General features: G+C 51.9%; 13 protein-coding genes. 8 read left to right on the plus strand and 5 right to left on the minus strand.

Annotation, left to right across the window (positions count from 1 at the left end):
- Positions 1 to 269: 269 nt before the first annotated feature.
- The 5 genes from typA (at position 270) to DS878_RS14720 (ending at position 6,035) form a co-directional block, all read left to right on the plus strand.
- Positions 270 to 2,081, plus strand: a complete 1,812-nt coding sequence (gene typA, locus DS878_RS14700; RefSeq protein ID WP_113816753.1) for a translational GTPase TypA — start codon at positions 270 to 272, stop codon at positions 2,079 to 2,081.
- A 138-nt stretch (positions 2,082 to 2,219) separates the two neighbouring features.
- A complete protein-coding gene (pip, locus tag DS878_RS14705) occupies positions 2,220 to 3,182 on the plus strand; it encodes a prolyl aminopeptidase (protein WP_113816754.1) in 963 nt (320 codons plus the stop codon).
- 97 nt (positions 3,183 to 3,279) lie between these two features.
- Positions 3,280 to 3,738, plus strand: a complete 459-nt coding sequence (gene dtd, locus DS878_RS14710; protein WP_113816755.1) for a D-aminoacyl-tRNA deacylase — start codon at positions 3,280 to 3,282, stop codon at positions 3,736 to 3,738.
- Between the two features lie 331 nt (positions 3,739 to 4,069).
- Positions 4,070 to 5,047, plus strand: a complete 978-nt coding sequence (locus DS878_RS14715) for a porin (protein ID WP_113816756.1) — start codon at positions 4,070 to 4,072, stop codon at positions 5,045 to 5,047.
- Between the two features lie 97 nt (positions 5,048 to 5,144).
- Positions 5,145 to 6,035, plus strand: a complete 891-nt coding sequence (locus DS878_RS14720) for a CYTH domain-containing protein (protein WP_113816757.1) — start codon at positions 5,145 to 5,147, stop codon at positions 6,033 to 6,035.
- A gap of 71 nt (positions 6,036 to 6,106) precedes the next feature.
- On the opposite strand, the gene DS878_RS14725 is transcribed toward DS878_RS14720, so the two are convergent.
- Positions 6,107 to 7,270: a potassium channel protein gene (locus DS878_RS14725; protein WP_113816758.1), complete on the minus strand. Its 1,164-nt coding sequence runs from the start codon at positions 7,268 to 7,270 to the stop codon at positions 6,107 to 6,109.
- A gap of 78 nt (positions 7,271 to 7,348) precedes the next feature.
- On the opposite strand from DS878_RS14725, the gene glnE reads away from it, so the two are divergent.
- The 3 genes from glnE to DS878_RS14740 all read left to right on the plus strand — a co-directional run bounded on the left by glnE (position 7,349) and on the right by DS878_RS14740 (position 11,752).
- Entirely contained in the window at positions 7,349 to 10,252 is a 2,904-nt protein-coding gene (gene glnE, locus DS878_RS14730; RefSeq protein ID WP_113816759.1) for a bifunctional [glutamate--ammonia ligase]-adenylyl-L-tyrosine phosphorylase/[glutamate--ammonia-ligase] adenylyltransferase, read from the plus strand.
- Between the two features lie 80 nt (positions 10,253 to 10,332).
- The gene (locus DS878_RS14735; protein ID WP_113816760.1) at positions 10,333 to 11,259 is read left to right on the plus strand and encodes a branched-chain amino acid transaminase; all 927 of its coding nucleotides are present in this window, start codon (positions 10,333 to 10,335) and stop codon (positions 11,257 to 11,259) included.
- A gap of 88 nt (positions 11,260 to 11,347) precedes the next feature.
- Complete coding sequence (locus tag DS878_RS14740; protein ID WP_113816761.1) at positions 11,348 to 11,752, plus strand: DUF6165 family protein; 405 nt, start codon at positions 11,348 to 11,350, stop codon at positions 11,750 to 11,752.
- Positions 11,753 to 11,785: 33 nt separating this feature from the next.
- Here DS878_RS14740 and DS878_RS14745 read toward each other — a convergent pair whose 3' ends face one another.
- From DS878_RS14745 to DS878_RS14760, 4 genes are read right to left on the minus strand one after another with little or no spacing between them, the layout of a single operon-like run.
- Positions 11,786 to 12,754: a glycosyltransferase family 8 protein gene (locus DS878_RS14745; RefSeq protein ID WP_113816762.1), complete on the minus strand. Its 969-nt coding sequence runs from the start codon at positions 12,752 to 12,754 to the stop codon at positions 11,786 to 11,788.
- Positions 12,744 to 13,688: a glycosyltransferase family 8 protein gene (locus DS878_RS14750; RefSeq protein WP_113816763.1), complete on the minus strand. Its 945-nt coding sequence runs from the start codon at positions 13,686 to 13,688 to the stop codon at positions 12,744 to 12,746. The genes DS878_RS14745 and DS878_RS14750 overlap by 11 nt, the downstream gene beginning before the upstream one ends.
- A complete protein-coding gene (locus tag DS878_RS14755; protein ID WP_113816764.1) occupies positions 13,685 to 15,052 on the minus strand; it encodes an O-antigen ligase family protein in 1,368 nt (455 codons plus the stop codon). Before DS878_RS14755 ends, DS878_RS14750 begins: the two co-directional genes overlap by 4 nt.
- Entirely contained in the window at positions 15,049 to 16,095 is a 1,047-nt protein-coding gene (locus tag DS878_RS14760) for a glycosyltransferase family 9 protein (protein ID WP_113816765.1), read from the minus strand. Before DS878_RS14760 ends, DS878_RS14755 begins: the two co-directional genes overlap by 4 nt.
- Between the last annotated feature and the right edge of the window lie 22 nt (positions 16,096 to 16,117).

Here is a 16,117-nt window from a genome sequence, read left to right on the forward strand (position 1 = left end):
CAATATGGTGCGTGAGGGTTGCCAGGGGAAATTGATTAAGAAATAGGCGTTCTTCTTCATATAAACGGTGCGGAGTTTTCGATATACTGCGCGCCGCTTCATTTTCTCCGCATTTGCCATGGCCTTCGTTCTGACTGGCATATGCGAGGCGCCGAAGTCGTCAGGCTTCGAGTGGATGAGTTCTTTTTACGGATTTGAGATGGCATGTGCGGGCCTGGCCTGCGAACGACCCTCTCAGGTCATTTAGTGCATGCCGCAGGATTAATTTTGTGATTGAAAAACTTCGTAATATCGCCATCATCGCCCACGTTGACCATGGTAAGACCACTCTCGTAGACAAGCTGCTGCGTTTGTCGGGCACGCTGGATCGTAAAGAGCTCGAGAACGAGCGCGTTATGGATTCCAACGACCAGGAGAAAGAGCGGGGCATTACCATTCTGGCCAAAAACACCGCCCTGAAATGGAACGGCTACGACATAAATATTGTAGATACCCCGGGCCACGCGGATTTTGGTGGTGAAGTGGAGCGGGTAATGAGCATGGTGGATTGTGTGCTGCTGGTGGTTGATTCCATTGACGGCCCTATGCCACAAACCCGCTTTGTGACACAGAAAGCCTTTGCAGCCGGCCTTCGCCCGATTGTTGTGGTCAACAAGATTGACCGCCCTGGTGCCCGTCCGGACTGGGTTGTAGACCAGGTATTCGATCTGTTTGACAGTCTTGGTGCAACCGATGAACAGCTGGATTTCCCGATTGTCTATGCCAGTGCGCTGAATGGTATTGCCGGCCTGGATCATGAAGATCTCAGCGACAACATGGATGCTGTATTTCAGGCGATTGTCGACCATGTTCCTGCTCCAGCAGTAGATCTGGACGGCCCATTCCAGATGCAAGTGTCCCAGCTTGATTACAGCAGTTTTCTTGGTGTGATCGGGATTGGCCGTATTGCCCGCGGCAAGATCAAAACCAACACGCCGGTGGTTGCTATTGGCGCGGATGGTAAAAAGCGTCAGGGTCGGATCCTTAAAATCATGGGCCACTCAGGTTTGCAACGAGTGGAAGTCGACGAGGCTCAGGCCGGTGACATTGTTTGTGTAAGTGGTCTTGATCAGCTGTTTATTTCCGACACTCTGTGCGACATGAATAACGTTGAGGCATTGCCACCGTTGACGGTAGACGAGCCCACTGTATCCATGACCTTCCAGGTTAATGACTCACCTTTTTGTGGCAAGGAAGGTAAGTTTGTAACCAGCCGTAATATCAAGGATCGTCTGGAGAAAGAGCTGCTGCACAACGTTGCCTTGCGCGTTGAGGAAGGCGATTCTGCGGACAAATTCAAAGTCTCTGGCCGTGGTGAGCTGCACCTGTCAGTTCTGATTGAAAACATGCGCCGCGAAAATTTTGAGCTCGCGGTAGGCCGCCCGGAAGTTGTTATCAAGGAAGTGGACGGCGAGAAGCAAGAGCCTTATGAGAACGTCATTGTGGACATTGAAGAGCAGCATCAGGGCCCTTTAATGGAGCAGATGGGTTTGCGCAAAGGCGACCTGACCAATATGGTTCCGGATGGCAAGGGGCGTATGCGTCTTGAATACACCATTCCTGCACGTGGTCTGATTGGCTTCCGTAATACTTTTCTGACTATGACGTCCGGTACAGGCATTCTTACCTCAACCTTCAGTCATTACGGCCCGATCAAAGTCGGTGATGTGACCAATCGTCAGAATGGCGTTCTGGTTTCCATGGCGACGGGCACAGCTTTGACATACTCTCTGGAAACGCTTCAGAGTCGCGGCAAGCTTTTCCTCGACCCGGGCCAGGAAGTCTACGAAGGGCAGCTCTGTGGTATACACAGTCGTGACAACGATCTGGTGATTAACCCCACGAAAGGCAAGAAGCTCGATAACATGCGTGCTTCAGGCAAGGATGAGGTTATTTCTCTGGTACCTCCTATCAAGTTTACTCTGGAGCAGGCGCTTGAGTTTATTGACGATGACGAGCTGGTTGAAGTGACGCCCAAGTCCATTCGTCTGCGCAAAAAGCATCTGACAGAGAATGAGCGTAAGCGCGCAAGCAAGAAGTAATGTTTGTGTGTTGAACAGGGCCGGCGCTGGTAACAGCTCCGGCCTTTTTTGTGTCTGCGCTTTATGCAAAGCCCGCGCACCCACGCATACAACTCCGCTACAATACTGTTGAAACCTATCTGATTGGTGGAGTGGTACATGCTCAATTTATACCCGGACATTAAACCTTACGCCACGCATAAGCTGGCGGTTGATCCGCCCCATGAGCTTTATGTTGAAGAGAGCGGAAACCCGGACGGGATACCTGTGCTTTTTGTTCACGGCGGCCCGGGTGGTGGGTGCGAAGACTACCATCGGCGTTTTTTCGATGCTGAACGCTTTCGGATTATCCTGATGGATCAGCGCGGTGCCGGTCGCTCCACGCCTCTTGCGGAACTGGAAGGAAACAGCACTGACAAGCTGGTAGAGGATATGGAGACCATTCGCACGTTTCTGGGCATTGATCGCTGGCTGTTATTTGGTGGGAGCTGGGGCTCCACTCTTAGCCTGGTATATGCCCAGGCGCATACCGAGAGAGTGCTGGGTCTTGTTCTTCGCGGTATTTTCCTGTGCCGCCCACGGGACATTGCGTGGTTCTATCAGGATGGCGCAAGTCGGGTATTTCCGGATTACTGGCAAGAGTTTGAAGCGCCGATACCAGAGAGCGAACGTGGGGATATGGTGAGTGCTTACTATCGGCGCCTGACCAGCGACAACGAGCTGGAACAGATCCAGGCGGCAAAAGCCTGGTCGGTCTGGGAAGGGCGTTGTGCTACCCTGCAGCCTAATCCGCGCGTTGTTGAGCACTTTGGTCACCCTCATGTTGCAATTGCTTTGGCGCGTATTGAATGCCACTACTTCATGAATGCTTCGTTTCTGGAAGATAATCAGATTATCCGGGACGCTCACAAGCTCCGGGACATTCCCGGTATTATCGTGCATGGTCGTTACGACATGGTTTGCCCGCTGGATAATGCGCTCGCTCTCAGCAGGGCCTGGCCGACCGCTGAGCTGCGAATTATTCGTGATGCGGGGCATTCTGCTTCTGAGCCAGCAATTGTCGATGCTCTTATCCGTGGTGTTGATGAAGTTATTGCGAAAGCGGGGGGGAATGCAGGGTGATATTTTATAGTGTGATAAGGGTTGCGAGGACCTTTGGGCATGGCTACAATCTTACACGATTTTAACCCTCGTATGGCCTGAGAGGTCACAAAAGCGGATGAAAGGACTTGTCCAGCGAGTTTCGGAAGCGAGCGTTGAGGTCGAGGGTCGTGAGATTGCTCGGATAGGCGCAGGCATTCTGCTGCTGCTAGGTGTGGAACAGGGAGATGAGCAGAGAGAGGCGAAAGAGTTATGCCGGAAGATTCTCACTTACCGTATCTTTCCCGATGATGCCGGCCGTATGAACAGAAGTGTACTCGACGTCGGTGGCGCTCTCCTCGTGGTTCCCCAGTTTACTCTTGCTGCAGATACGTCTTCCGGTACTCGTCCGGGTTTTTCCGTAGCTGCTGGCCCGGATATTGCTAAAAAGCTCTACGAGGTGTTCCTTCAATGTGCCCGGGCAGACATGAGTCCTGAACGAGTGGGAGCGGGATGTTTTGGTGCAGACATGAAGGTGAGTCTTATTAATGATGGCCCGGTGACCTTTATGCTTTCAACTCGAGGCGCTCAGAGGTAAGAGCTGGCGGGGCCTGGAGGCATGCAGGAATAAGGGTTTGCGCTTCTGGTTCCAAATGAGCTAACAGGGCGACGTTAAAAATTTGCAAACGAAGTGATGTTGTATTAAAACAGGATTATAATCCAGCGCTTTAAGAGAGCGCTGTAAGTGCATGAACTATAAAGATCTGGCAAAGCTCAGACCCCAACAATAAGAAAAGTTGCTGTTATGTCACAAACCTGACATATGGCAATCGTAGAATCGGAGCCATCCAGTCGTGCTGGGGCGCCTTACAGAAATCGGGATTGACCCGTTGCTAAAAACTGAATTAACTCGCAAAAGGACATACAACATGAAGAAAACACTCATTGCATCAGCTATCGCTGCGGCCACTATCTCTGGCACCGCGCTGGCTCAGGAAAGCAACCTGCCGACAGTGTACGGTAACATCCAGTACGTGCTGACCCACACTAACGTTGACGGTGCCGGTTCTGCAGTTGAGCACGCTGATAACGGTTCTACCCTGGGTATCAAGCACGATCACGAGATTGCTCCGGGCATTACTGGCTTCTTCAAGCTGGAACTCGAAGGCATCAACGCTGACGATAAGTCCAGCAGCAACGGTATCGACGCACTGGATGAAGCCTACATCGGTGTGAAAGGCGACAGCTTCGGTCAGGTATGGGTTGGTTCTGATGACTCCGTATACGAGAGTGCTATCGTTAAAATCGGTAACTTCCACGAATACGGTTCTGACATCTTCGCCAATTACGAAACCGGCGAAGGCGACCTGATTCAATACATGTCTCCGTCCTTCGGTGGCCTGACTCTGGCAGCAGCTGTTCAGATCAATGGTGACAACGACACTAAAGGCGGCACCGACAAGTCCTATCCTTACCAGTTGGTGGCTACCTATGCAGTAGATGCTCTGGAACTGTCCGCTGCTATGGACTCTAACGACGGCGGTGCTGGTCCAAACAACGAAAACAGCTATGGTCTGACTGCAACCTATAGCATGGGTGACTTCAGCCTGATCGGTGAATACCAGACTCGCAAAGACGTTGATGACATCATGGGCGTGATGGGTGTTTACACCCTGGGTGCGAACCAGTTTGCACTGTCTTACCAAGTGCAAGATGTTGACGCAACTGACGACAAGAATGACACCATCATTCTGCAGGCCCTGCACAACGTTTCAGACAACATGTACGTTTACTTCGAAGGTTACCTGTCTAACGCTGACAGCACGATCTATGCTGACCCAGACGGCACTGCCGCTACTGGCGACGAGCAAACTATCGCTGCCGTTGGTGCTGTATACTACTTCTGATCAGCTAACCAGCTAATCAGTTAGTATAGAAAGCCGGTGACCTCAGGGTCACCGGTTTTTGTTTTTGGGATATGTGGAATTTAACGGTGCAAATAGCATGGCTGAAGAGCTGGAAATCAAGCTGAGTATTGATCCGAGCTGCATCAAAACGGTGCTGAATTGGCTGCTGGCCCGGCCTGAAGCTGCAAAAGGGGGCAGAAGGCTCCTGGTGAACTGCTATTACGATACCCCTGAGGCCGAGCTTAATCGTCAGCATGCAGCTCTTCGTATCCGGCAGGTCGAAGGCCATTATATCCAGACATTAAAAACCCGGGGAGAGTTTGTAGGCGGTGCTCATCGCCGTCAGGAATGGGAATGGCCTGTCGCCGGAGCTTCGTTATCGCTGGATCTGCTTGCTGACACGTCGCTTGGGGATAATATAAACCTCACCAGGCTGGTACCTGTGTTTGAAACCAACTTTACCCGGCAGATTGTCATGCTGGATGATGGTGAGGCCGTGATCGAGTGCGCGCTGGATACTGGTGTCATTAAGTGTGCCGGCCGCCAGAAACCACTTCACGAAGTAGAGTTTGAGCTTAAATCCGGTGATTCGTCCCGCCTCCTGGTCTGGGCTGAAAGACTCGCCCGACACTGTCCGGTTTTCCTGAATCTGATCAGCAAAGCCGAGCAGGGGTATTATCTCGCCGGGATTCGGGTGGCTGAACCGACTGATACAAATGGATCCACTAATTCCAATATCAGGAATGATGATCTTGATCGTTTTTTGCGGCAGCTCAGTAAAGCATGGCTGACGGAGAGTGCTGTATCTTTTGATGGTGTAGATGTTCAGGCGCTTCATGCCGAAGCTGAAGCGTGCGGATCAGGGCAGTCTTTTTCCTCTGTTGTTGAGCGTCTGGTCAGGGGTGAACCGTTGCGTGACTTACTCAACGGGCCTGAAGTGGGTCGGTGTCAGCTGGGTCTGCTGCTGAGTCGTCAGGCAGGCTGCTAGGCTGCCCCGAGCTTTATGCTCAGCCTGCGTTTTGAGGCTTTCCATGCCACAGGCAATACCGGGAAAAGTGATTACTCGGCTGCCGGGGAGGTCTTGGGTGTCGCACTATCCTGCATATTTCTCCACTTCTCCATAAACGTGCGATAGCGCTGCAGTGCCTCCTTGACCACCTCTAGATCCGGTGTGTCGGTTGATTTGACCAGAACAATAAGTCCTTTACCCTGAATTTCTCCGGATACAGGCGGATGACAGATAACTTCATCGTTCTCATCAATGTATGCCAGTGCTGTGCCTATGCCATGACGAATCAAGGCGCTGACAATATCTGCCCAGTTAAGGTCGTCCAGCTTCAGGTCGTACCGGTGTGGGTGGTCCTGCTCATAATTGAACATGTCTTCCAGGACTTTTTCGGAGCCAGGGGCAACCACGGCGCGCACCATGATTTCAGGGTAGGTGCGAACAGGACGTATCACAGCCCGAACGCCGAGTGCTTTAAAGCGGCTGCGGTTGGCATCGGTCACACACTCTACCGTCGTTTTCGAACCCAGGTTGAGCTCGCCCAGGCGGTGGGCTATATCGAATGTAAGGCTGTCTGAATGAGGATCTGATTCATCCGCTGCCAGCACTACAATATATTTTGCGCTTCCGGCGTGCACGGCTTTCAGGGCCTCGGGATCGAACCCTGATCCATGGAAATGAACGATGCCCAGATCAGACAGTTCGGCCGGCAGACCGTTAGGGAATTCCCGGGTAAGGAGCATAATGGGAATGGTTTCATAACCCTCTACCGAGCGAATCTGCGTAGCGAAGCGCATGAAATAGGTCACGCCCCCATGCTTCGGCGTGTTGATGATGACAATGTGGTTGTTCATTTTATAAATCCAGCGTCCGGTGAGAATGCGTTCCCGGCGGTAGAACCGGTACTCGATAAAGTCGCTGACAATCAGTGTCAGCATAGTGATAGCGCCTACGAACATTAGCAGGATGGTGCTGATCCGGCCGATATAGGTTGCCGGAGCATAGTCACCGTAGCCTACCGTGGCGATGGTGGTCATTGTCATCCACAGTGACTCAAACAGAGTCAGGTCTTCAACTGACCAGATAATCAATATCTGGGTAACCAGCAGCGCTATCAAGATCAGGAACAGGCGCTTTACCCGCTTCCGAATGAGTCCGCCCCTGGGTACCTGAGTGTTCTCGTGTTCGGCGTTGAGGGGAAAACGGTTTCTCAGCATCCGGTGTCGGCCTGTTCAGTCTGGGTTAAGTTCGTTATACAGTAACGGAAATATAACAGAGAGACAGGGGTTTGCATTATGTCTGAGCCATGGAGTTGTCTTCCGTCGCGTCTGGCGGACGATGTCGCTACCAGTTGGCCATCGGTATTTCCGGCGGGTCTGCCCGGTTGGCTGCAAGTAGATGCCGGCATCTCGGCAGAAGTCGTCGCTCAGGCAATGGCCCGGAGCCTGTTCCTGCGCCAGACCCTTGAGAGGCATCCGGAGCAGGTGCGAATTCTGTTGGAGTCGCGGGTTCTGAGTGAACCGACTACTCCGGAGTTTCTTCAGGAGCGTCTGAATGAATATCTTGGGGATGTAACAGACGAACCCTCTTTGCACACTGCGTTACGCCGATTCCGCAGGGAAACACAGTTTCGCATTATCTGGCGGGACCTGATGCGCTGGGCTGATTTATCGGAAACCATGGCGGCAACCAGCGCGTTTGCAGACGTTTGCATTCAGGGTGCCCTGGATTGGCTGCACGATGCGGCCTGTGAGCAGTACGGCACGCCCTGGGGTATGGACCCGGTATCTGGCTCCGAGGCGCCACAGTCGCTGATAGTGATTGGAATGGGGAAGCTGGGTGGGCGTGAACTGAATGTTTCCTCGGATATTGACCTGATTTTCGCTTTTCCGGGAAACGGCGAAACTCGTGGAGGCCCCCGTTCTCTCGATAATCAGCAGTTTTTTATCCGGCTGGGGCAGCGCCTGATTCAGGCTCTGGATCAGATTACTTCCGATGGTTTTGTGTTCCGTGTGGATATGCGCCTCCGGCCCTATGGCCAGAGTGGCGCTCTGGCGCTGAGTTTTGCTGCGCTGGAAACCTACTACCAGGATCAGGGGCGGGACTGGGAACGCTACGCTATGGTGAAGGCCCGCGTGGTGGCCGGTGATCCGGAGGCAGGTCAGGTTCTTATGGCAAGTCTCAAACCGTTTGTTTATCGCAGGTATATCGACTTCAGTGCCTTTGAATCTCTGCGCAGTATGAAAGCGATGATAAGTCGTGAAGTCCGGAGAAAAGGGCTGGAAGACAACATAAAACTTGGTAGCGGTGGTATCCGTGAAATCGAGTTTGTGGTGCAGGCCTTTCAGCTCATCCGTGGAGGCCGGGACAGGGAGTTGCAGCAGCGGGAACTGCTGGTAATTCTGAGTGAGCTTGAAGCGCTCGAGCTCCTGCCTTCGCTGGTAATAAATGAGCTTCGTGATGCCTATGTTTTTCTCCGTAATCTTGAGCACGCATTGCAGGGTTTGGAAGACAAGCAGACCCAACTGTTGCCTGAAGATGAGCTGTCAAGAATGCGGGTAGCGCTGGTCATGGGTTTTGACGATTGGCAGGGGTGTCAGCAAGTGCTGGAACATCACCGTGGAAAAGTTGCTGCCCACTTTGCCAACATCATCACCACGGAAGACGATGAAGAGGGCGTACAGTCGCCTCTTGATGAAGGCTGGTTCGAGCTCTGGCTGGCGGAGGCTGACGAGGCGTCAGATGCTCAGTGGCTGGAGCAGCATGGCTATGAAGATCCGGCCGGCAGTCTGAGCCTGCTTGGCGGCCTGCGAGACAGTCGCACAGTTCAGACTATGCAGACTCAGGGGCGTAAACGGCTGAATCAGTTCATGCCGGTATTGCTGGAAGCCTTGGCACAGGTAGCGAACCCGTCAGAAACCCTGTCCCGTGTGTTGCAACTGGTTGAAGCGATTTTGCGCCGAACTGCCTACATGGTTTTGCTGCTGGAGAATCCGGGCGCCCGTACCCAGCTGGTCAGGCTCTGCAGTGAGAGCCCCTGGATAGCTCGGCAGCTGGCGGAAACGCCACTTCTGCTGGACGAACTGCTCAATGCTGAAAGTCTATATACGCCACCGGCAAAAGAGGAGCTGCAGGACGACCTGCGCCAGCAGATGCTTCGGATTTCGTACGATGATCTGGAAAATCAGATGGAGTCGCTGCGGCATTTCAAAAAGGCTCACTCGCTCCGGGTCGCCGCTTCCGAGCTGAAAGGAACTCTGCCATTGATGAAGGTAAGTGATTACCTGACATGGATTGCTGAGGTTGTTCTCGATCACGTTGTGGATGTGGCGTTTGCCAATCTGGTTGCTCGCCATGGCATGCCCGGTGGGGGTGAGGGCGCATCCAATGAAACGGATTTTGCCGTTATAGGTTATGGGAAACTTGGGGGAGTTGAACTTGGTTACACGTCGGATCTGGACCTGGTGTTCGTCCATAATGCGGACCCGCAGCTGACAACGGATGGCGACAAGCCCATTGATAATGCTGTTTTCTATACGCGTCTGGGGCAGAGGATTGTTCACATACTCAATGCCCAGACGCCTTCGGGACAACTGTATGAAGTCGATATGCGGTTGCGCCCGTCGGGCAATTCCGGGCTACTGGTAAGCTCACTGCAGGCTTTCGAAAAATATCAGCGCAAGGATGCATGGACATGGGAGCACCAGGCGCTTGCGCGGGCCCGGGGTGTGGCCGGGTGTCGAAAAACACTCGGGGCTTTTGAGGCAATCCGGCACGATATTCTATGCCAGCACCGTGATAAAAGCGCCTTACGCAGGGAGGTGCTGGATATGCGTGAAAAAATGCGTGCGAACCTGGGTACCCCAGAAAGCCAGAGCGGGGAGGTTTTCCACATCAAGCACGATGCCGGTGGAATAGTGGATATCGAGTTTATGGTGCAATATCTCGTGCTTGCATGGTGTGAGAGCTACCCGCAACTGACCCGATGGTCTGATAATATCCGGCAACTGGAAGAGCTGGGGCGGGCCGGTGTGTTGTCAGTGGATGATGCAGAAAAACTACGTGAAGCATACATAACGTTGCGTTCAAGTATTCATCGGAGGGCGCTCCAGAATCTTAACAGTCAGGTTGAGGGCGATGCATTTGCGGACGAGCGGAGGTTTATCCGGTCGGTCTGGCAGAAAATCATGGTGGGATAGCCGCTCTGGGTGTCGTTCTATCAAAAATTCCTGCTAGAATATCCGATCCCCGAAAACTGCTTTTTTAGGAGCAACGAAGAATGTCGATGGCTGATCGCGATGGCGTTATCTGGCTGGATGGTGAAATGGTTCCCTGGCGTGAAGCCAAAACACACGTCCTGACCCACACTTTGCATTACGGCTTGGGCTGTTTTGAAGGGGTGCGAGCCTACAACACTGCGAATGGCGCGTCTATTTTTCGACTGAAGGACCATACAGACCGCCTGTTCCGGTCTGCCCATATTCTGAATATGAAAGTGCCGTTCAGTAAAGAAGAGCTGAACGACGCCCAGTGCGCGGCGGTTCGTGAGAATAACCTTGATGAAGCTTACCTGCGCCCGATGATTTTTCTGGGTTCAGAAGGCATGGGGTTGCGTGCAGATAACCTGAAAGTTCATGTGATGGTTGCTGCATGGAGCTGGCCTTCATACATGTCGCCAGAAGCCAAAGAAATTGGCATTAAAGTGCGTACCTCGTCTTATACTCGCCACCACGTCAACATCACCATGTGTAAGGCCAAGGCTAACGGCAACTACATCAACTCGATGCTGGCGTTGAATGAAGCCATCGCCAGTGGTTGTGAAGAGGCACTCTTGCTGGACAATGAAGGCTATGTAGCGGAAGGCTCAGGTGAGAATGTTTTCATCATGCGCAATGGTGTTCTGCATACGCCGGAGCTGACCTCCTGTCTGGAAGGCATTACCCGCCAGACGATTCTGGATTTTGCAGCCGATCTTGGCATCCCGGTAAAAGAGCGACGCATCACCCGTGATGAAGTGTACATTGCGGATGAGGCCTTCTTTACGGGTACCGCAGCCGAAGTGTTGCCAATTCGTGAACTGGATGGTCGTGTCATTGGCGCAGGTAAGCGCGGACCGGTTACTGAAAAGCTGCAGGCTATGTATTTCGATGCGGTTAAAGGGAAGCTCCCGCAGCACAGTGACTGGTTGACGCCGGTTAAAAGCTGAGAATGAATAAATCTGTGGCCGTCCTCTGCTGCCAGGCAGTCGGGCGGCTTCTTTGTTTTTAAATTCATCAAATCGACAGGTGCAGAAAATGGCTGATGTCATTAAAGTTCCGGTTTCGTTCGGCGAAGTCCTAGACAAGATCACTATTCTGGAAATTAAATCCGAACGTATCAAGGATGAAGTCAAACTGCAGAATGTCCGGCTTGAGTTGGATGAACTCAGCGCGACCTGGAATGAGGCCGTAAAGGACCAGAATGCAATTTCTGAGCTGCGGAAGCAGCTGAAAGCGGTTAACGAAGAGCTTTGGGTAATTGAAGACGATATTCGGGATGAAGAAGCCGCACAGAACTTTGGGCAGAAATTTATTGAGCTGGCGCGTGCTGTATATGTGACCAACGACAAGCGGGCTGCGATCAAAAAGGAAATCAACCTGGCGCTGGGGTCACGTTTCGTTGAGGAAAAATCGTATCAAGATTATACGGCCAGAAAGTAGGTCGTTGAAAAAAGGCGCCTTTAGGCGCCTTTTTTATTTGTGGTACAGGTCATAACCTTTTTCTCTGTACCAGGCCTGCCACTTTAATTGTCGTCTCAACTTCTTAAGGCGAGATACAGAAGCATAAGCCTTCAGGTAATCGCCGAAGCCTGGCTTTGATCTTGGCGATACCTCAAGCTGATCAGCAAAGCGATCATATTCGTCCGCCAGTGGATGAAAGCGTACTTTCCTCCATGGCTTGTCCCAGCCAATGTAGTGGATGATTCCTGGCGAGAGGGTTGCTTCCTCGATTTCGCTTTGCGGGAAGGCTGCGGTTTGCTCACCAGGCCGGTATAGGCCGGTTTGATGGTTCCACTTCAGGTGTAGATGTTTCCACTTGTCGTGCAGTACCCCATTGAGCGCACACTGGTCATTGGTGCTTATTCTGTCGGGGTTTTCTTTTTTGAATCTGAATACTTTTTCCGGTATCCCGTCCCGTCGCCAGAGGTCAAGGTTGATTAGCAGCATGCCGGAATTGAAGTATTGGTTTTGGGGGATTCCCAGTTTTTTGTAGGTATGGCCAGACAGGTTTTCGACAGCGCCAATGTGATAATCAGAGATGTCGGTTTCCCATAACTCGACAATATCGCCTTTGACGATCATATCGCAGTCAAGGTAGATCAATTTGTGCACAGATTGATCAAATATTTCGGGGATAGATATTCGGTAGTAGGCTGATGAGGTTATGTGCTTGATTGTCGGCAGGTTGTCGTACCGATTACTGTTGAAAGAGACAAAGTCGACGCCAGAAGCGCCCAGCTTCTTGACCTCCTGGTTCATTCTTGCCTTGTTCCCATCAGATATTCCGCCGTCCAGACAGAATAAAGAGACACGTTCCGGTGCTGAGCAGTTTGCCAGCAGAGAGTAGAACAATACCGTCAGGTGAGGGGCATAATTGTTGTCAGAACTTGCAACCACACCGATGGAGTTCGGTGGCAGGCTTCGGAGCTGTTCATGTGTCATGGTGGGTTTTACTCCGTTGGAACTTTTTGACAGCTGATTGCCGTTTGTGGCACTTCCAGCGCTGTCTTAATGCGAAATAGTACTTCAGATAGACCTTGAATTCGCCATCTGGCGGGGGAAGATTTTCCCAAGGCGTAGTGTTTAGGCGTTCTTTGTATTGTGTTTTGAACGGGTGGAAGCAATAGACCTTCCAGGGCTTTTTCTTGCCCGTAAAATGCACGATCTTTGGGTTCAGAATCGCTTCCTCCATGCTTTCCCGCGAATAGGAGCCCCCTTCACTATATTTCTTTAAGACTTTGTAGATATCCGACTGTTGATTCCAGCCCGGCATCAGCCGCAACCAGCGACCACGGAGTACGGCGTTCAGGCTGCACTGGTCGACATACTGGAGTCGGTGTGCATTCTTTCTGGCATAGTCAGTAACTTGTTTATGAATGCTCTCACGCCTCCAGCCATCAAGATCAATCAGCAGTACGCCGGAGTTGAAGTATTCTGTGCGCGGAAAGCCAATATCCTTACATGCCCGCGGCGACAGATTCTCAACGGCAGCAACCAGATGACCTTTCAGATCCAGTTGCCATAGTTCGTTAAGGTCTCCAAGTACCAGTGTGTCAGCATCGATGTACAGGATTCGTTCAATATCAGTGGGTATGTACTCGGGCAAATTTATACGCTGGTAGACTGCCTCGCCATACCTTAGGGTCGGCAAGCCCCGGTAAAGCCGGTCATCCGGCTGATAGATCTCAAGGGTGCTTTTGTGTCGGGCAATGAGATCCTGAAGCTTGTTTATGCTCTCAGGCGAAATGCTGCAGTTAATCAGGTGAAATGTAATCGGTGTATCCACAGTGGAGGACAGTGCCGAGAGCATCATTACTGCAACGTAAGGCGCGTAATTTTCGTCACAGCAGGCGGCAACATGGATTCGGCGGTTCATGGGCTCGCTTCCTCATCATGTGATTGGATACAGAAAGAGTATATGAACCCACCTGTGACGGCATTGATATAATGCCCTGTTGTGTAAAGGGCATATGACTCGAACAGGTTTATGGTAATCCAGAACCCGAAAAAGCTGACCGCAAAAATGAAAACATCATTGGGCATCTGACCTTTTCTGTGGGCTACAAATGTTGCTATGCCCAGCCAGACGATCATGGCCAGCAAAATGGCTGTTCCCACCAACCCGTTCGCAATAAGGCTCTCGATAAATGAGTTGTGGAGGTGGCCAAAGCGTTTCTTGAACGAATCGGAAAAAAACTCGGATTCATCAATCAGGTCATCAACGCTTCCCGGGCCCCAGCCCATCAGAGGGCGTTCTTTTAGCCATTCCAGAGCGACTCGCCAGGAAAACAGTCGAACACCATGACTACTGACAGGGTTGGTAGTGTGGTCCTGAAGCGTGATGTAAGGGGCCAGGGCGAAATCGTGGTTGCTAAACGTAGTTTTGATCCGTTCTGGCGCATTGAGGCCGGAAAGTCCTGCCCCAAACAAGATGAGTAGTGTCAGAAAAAAAATGGCTTTTCTGCTCTTCTGGCCATGAGTCCTGTGTCTGTTTTTTCGTACAAGGCTGCCGGCTACAGCCAGGGCAAGGATGCTTGCAATGAGAATGCCCAGCCATGCAGCCCGAGTCTGGGCGCTTATAAACACAAATGTGAGGACAGCAAACGTGAGGACGACAAGAGGTATCGCTACGCGGTGCCAGCGTGATGAGTGATTTGTGACAATACGGACTGTGAAACAAGAGAGGCCTATAAGGGCTGCGCCGCAGAACATTGCTGTGTGCTGGGCATTGTGAATGCCAAAGTCCGTCCGTTTTCCTGCCCAGGCCTGGGTCCAGTAGCCAGTACCGATAGTTGTCAGGAAGTAGGTAGCAAGCCCGAGTGCGCTCAATAGTAGAAGGTGCCATCGATAAGGGCGTGCAATCACTCCCATACCAAGCGCGACGAGGAATACCATTATCGGCTTCAGGAAATACCGTGTTTCACGAGTTCCCGGCTCAATGTCCGACGGTAGGCTGCTGGAATACCATAACCTTGCGAGAGCAAGGAATCCCAGCATTATCGTGCATGCCAGAAACAGCGGATCATGGATGACCAGGGATCTGAGCCCTGTTTTTCTGCCTGAAACGAAGGCCAGCCAGACAAAGGCCAGAATCATTGCGCTCTCGGCCCCTCGATACGCCGTGAGGGCGGGGAGGTAGAAGAAAATATAGGTCGCAAGAGCCGCGATAAATAGCTTTTCAGCGGTGCTTTTAAGGGACAGCCAGGACACGAATGTTGAGAATTGTGGGAAGCAGGTCATTGGATGGTTTCGTTGCTTCGCTGTGCTATCCACTCATCAAGCTTCGCACAGACTTCATCCACCGGGATCAAATCCATGGCGCCTTCAAATTCAGCTTTTGCTCCCCAACGGGCCGACTCAATAGTCTTTCCGGTATACATCTCCAATGCTTCACCGTAATGATTAACGCACCATTGTAATGAGTTGTAGGGGCCGGAACGATAGGGGTTGCTCGCAGCGTAAAGGCCAATAACGTCAGTGCCCATTGCGCTGGCAATGTGGGCTGGTCCGGTATCCGGAGCAACCACAAGGTCAGCTTCGGCCATTAATGCTGTCAATTGTTTGAGGGTATCTTTACCACAGATATTAACAGCAGATTCCTGCATTTGATCTGCAATGGAATTGCAAAAATCTATTTCAAAAGTGGCAGGACTGCCAACCAGGATGACGTTCATTTCATGTTCCCTGATTGCATAGTCGGCCAGAAGTGCGTAGCGGTGAGGTGACCAGTTGCGGAGTATATGGCTGGCGCATGGGCTGATGATCAGATTCCTCCGATCCTGTCGCAAATAAATCGAGGCGAAATTCCGATCGGATTGAGAAACCGGTATTAGCCATTTTGCCGGCGCGGGTTTCAGGCCCAATGGCGTCAGAAAACTCGCAAGACAGTCCCGGACATGCTGCTGGCTGGCGGCGGGAATCCGTCGGTTGATAAACAATCCGTGCAGGTCCTTGCTTCGCGCTTGGTCGTACCCTACCCGGATTTTTGCACGGATACATGCAGAAACGAGGTTTGCCCTGAGTGCGACCTGCATGTGTAGTAGTGCATCAAATTTGCGCCCTCTGATCGTTTTCCAGAGGTCAACGTAGCCACGCCAGCCACTTTTTTTGTCGAAGACTATGAATTCGACGCCGGGAAGGTCGCCGATCAATCGTGATTCAATTTTACCGATAACCCAGGTGATTTGGATGCCCGGACACTGCTCCTGAAGACTGAGAACAACAGGCACGACATGGGTGACATCACCTATCGCAGACAGGCGAAGAATGCAGACTGATTTCATCAAACCGAAGTCCTTTGGGGTT

This window comes from Marinobacter sp. F3R11, from assembly GCF_003318275.1.
Taxonomy (GTDB): Bacteria; Pseudomonadota; Gammaproteobacteria; order Pseudomonadales; family Oleiphilaceae; genus Marinobacter.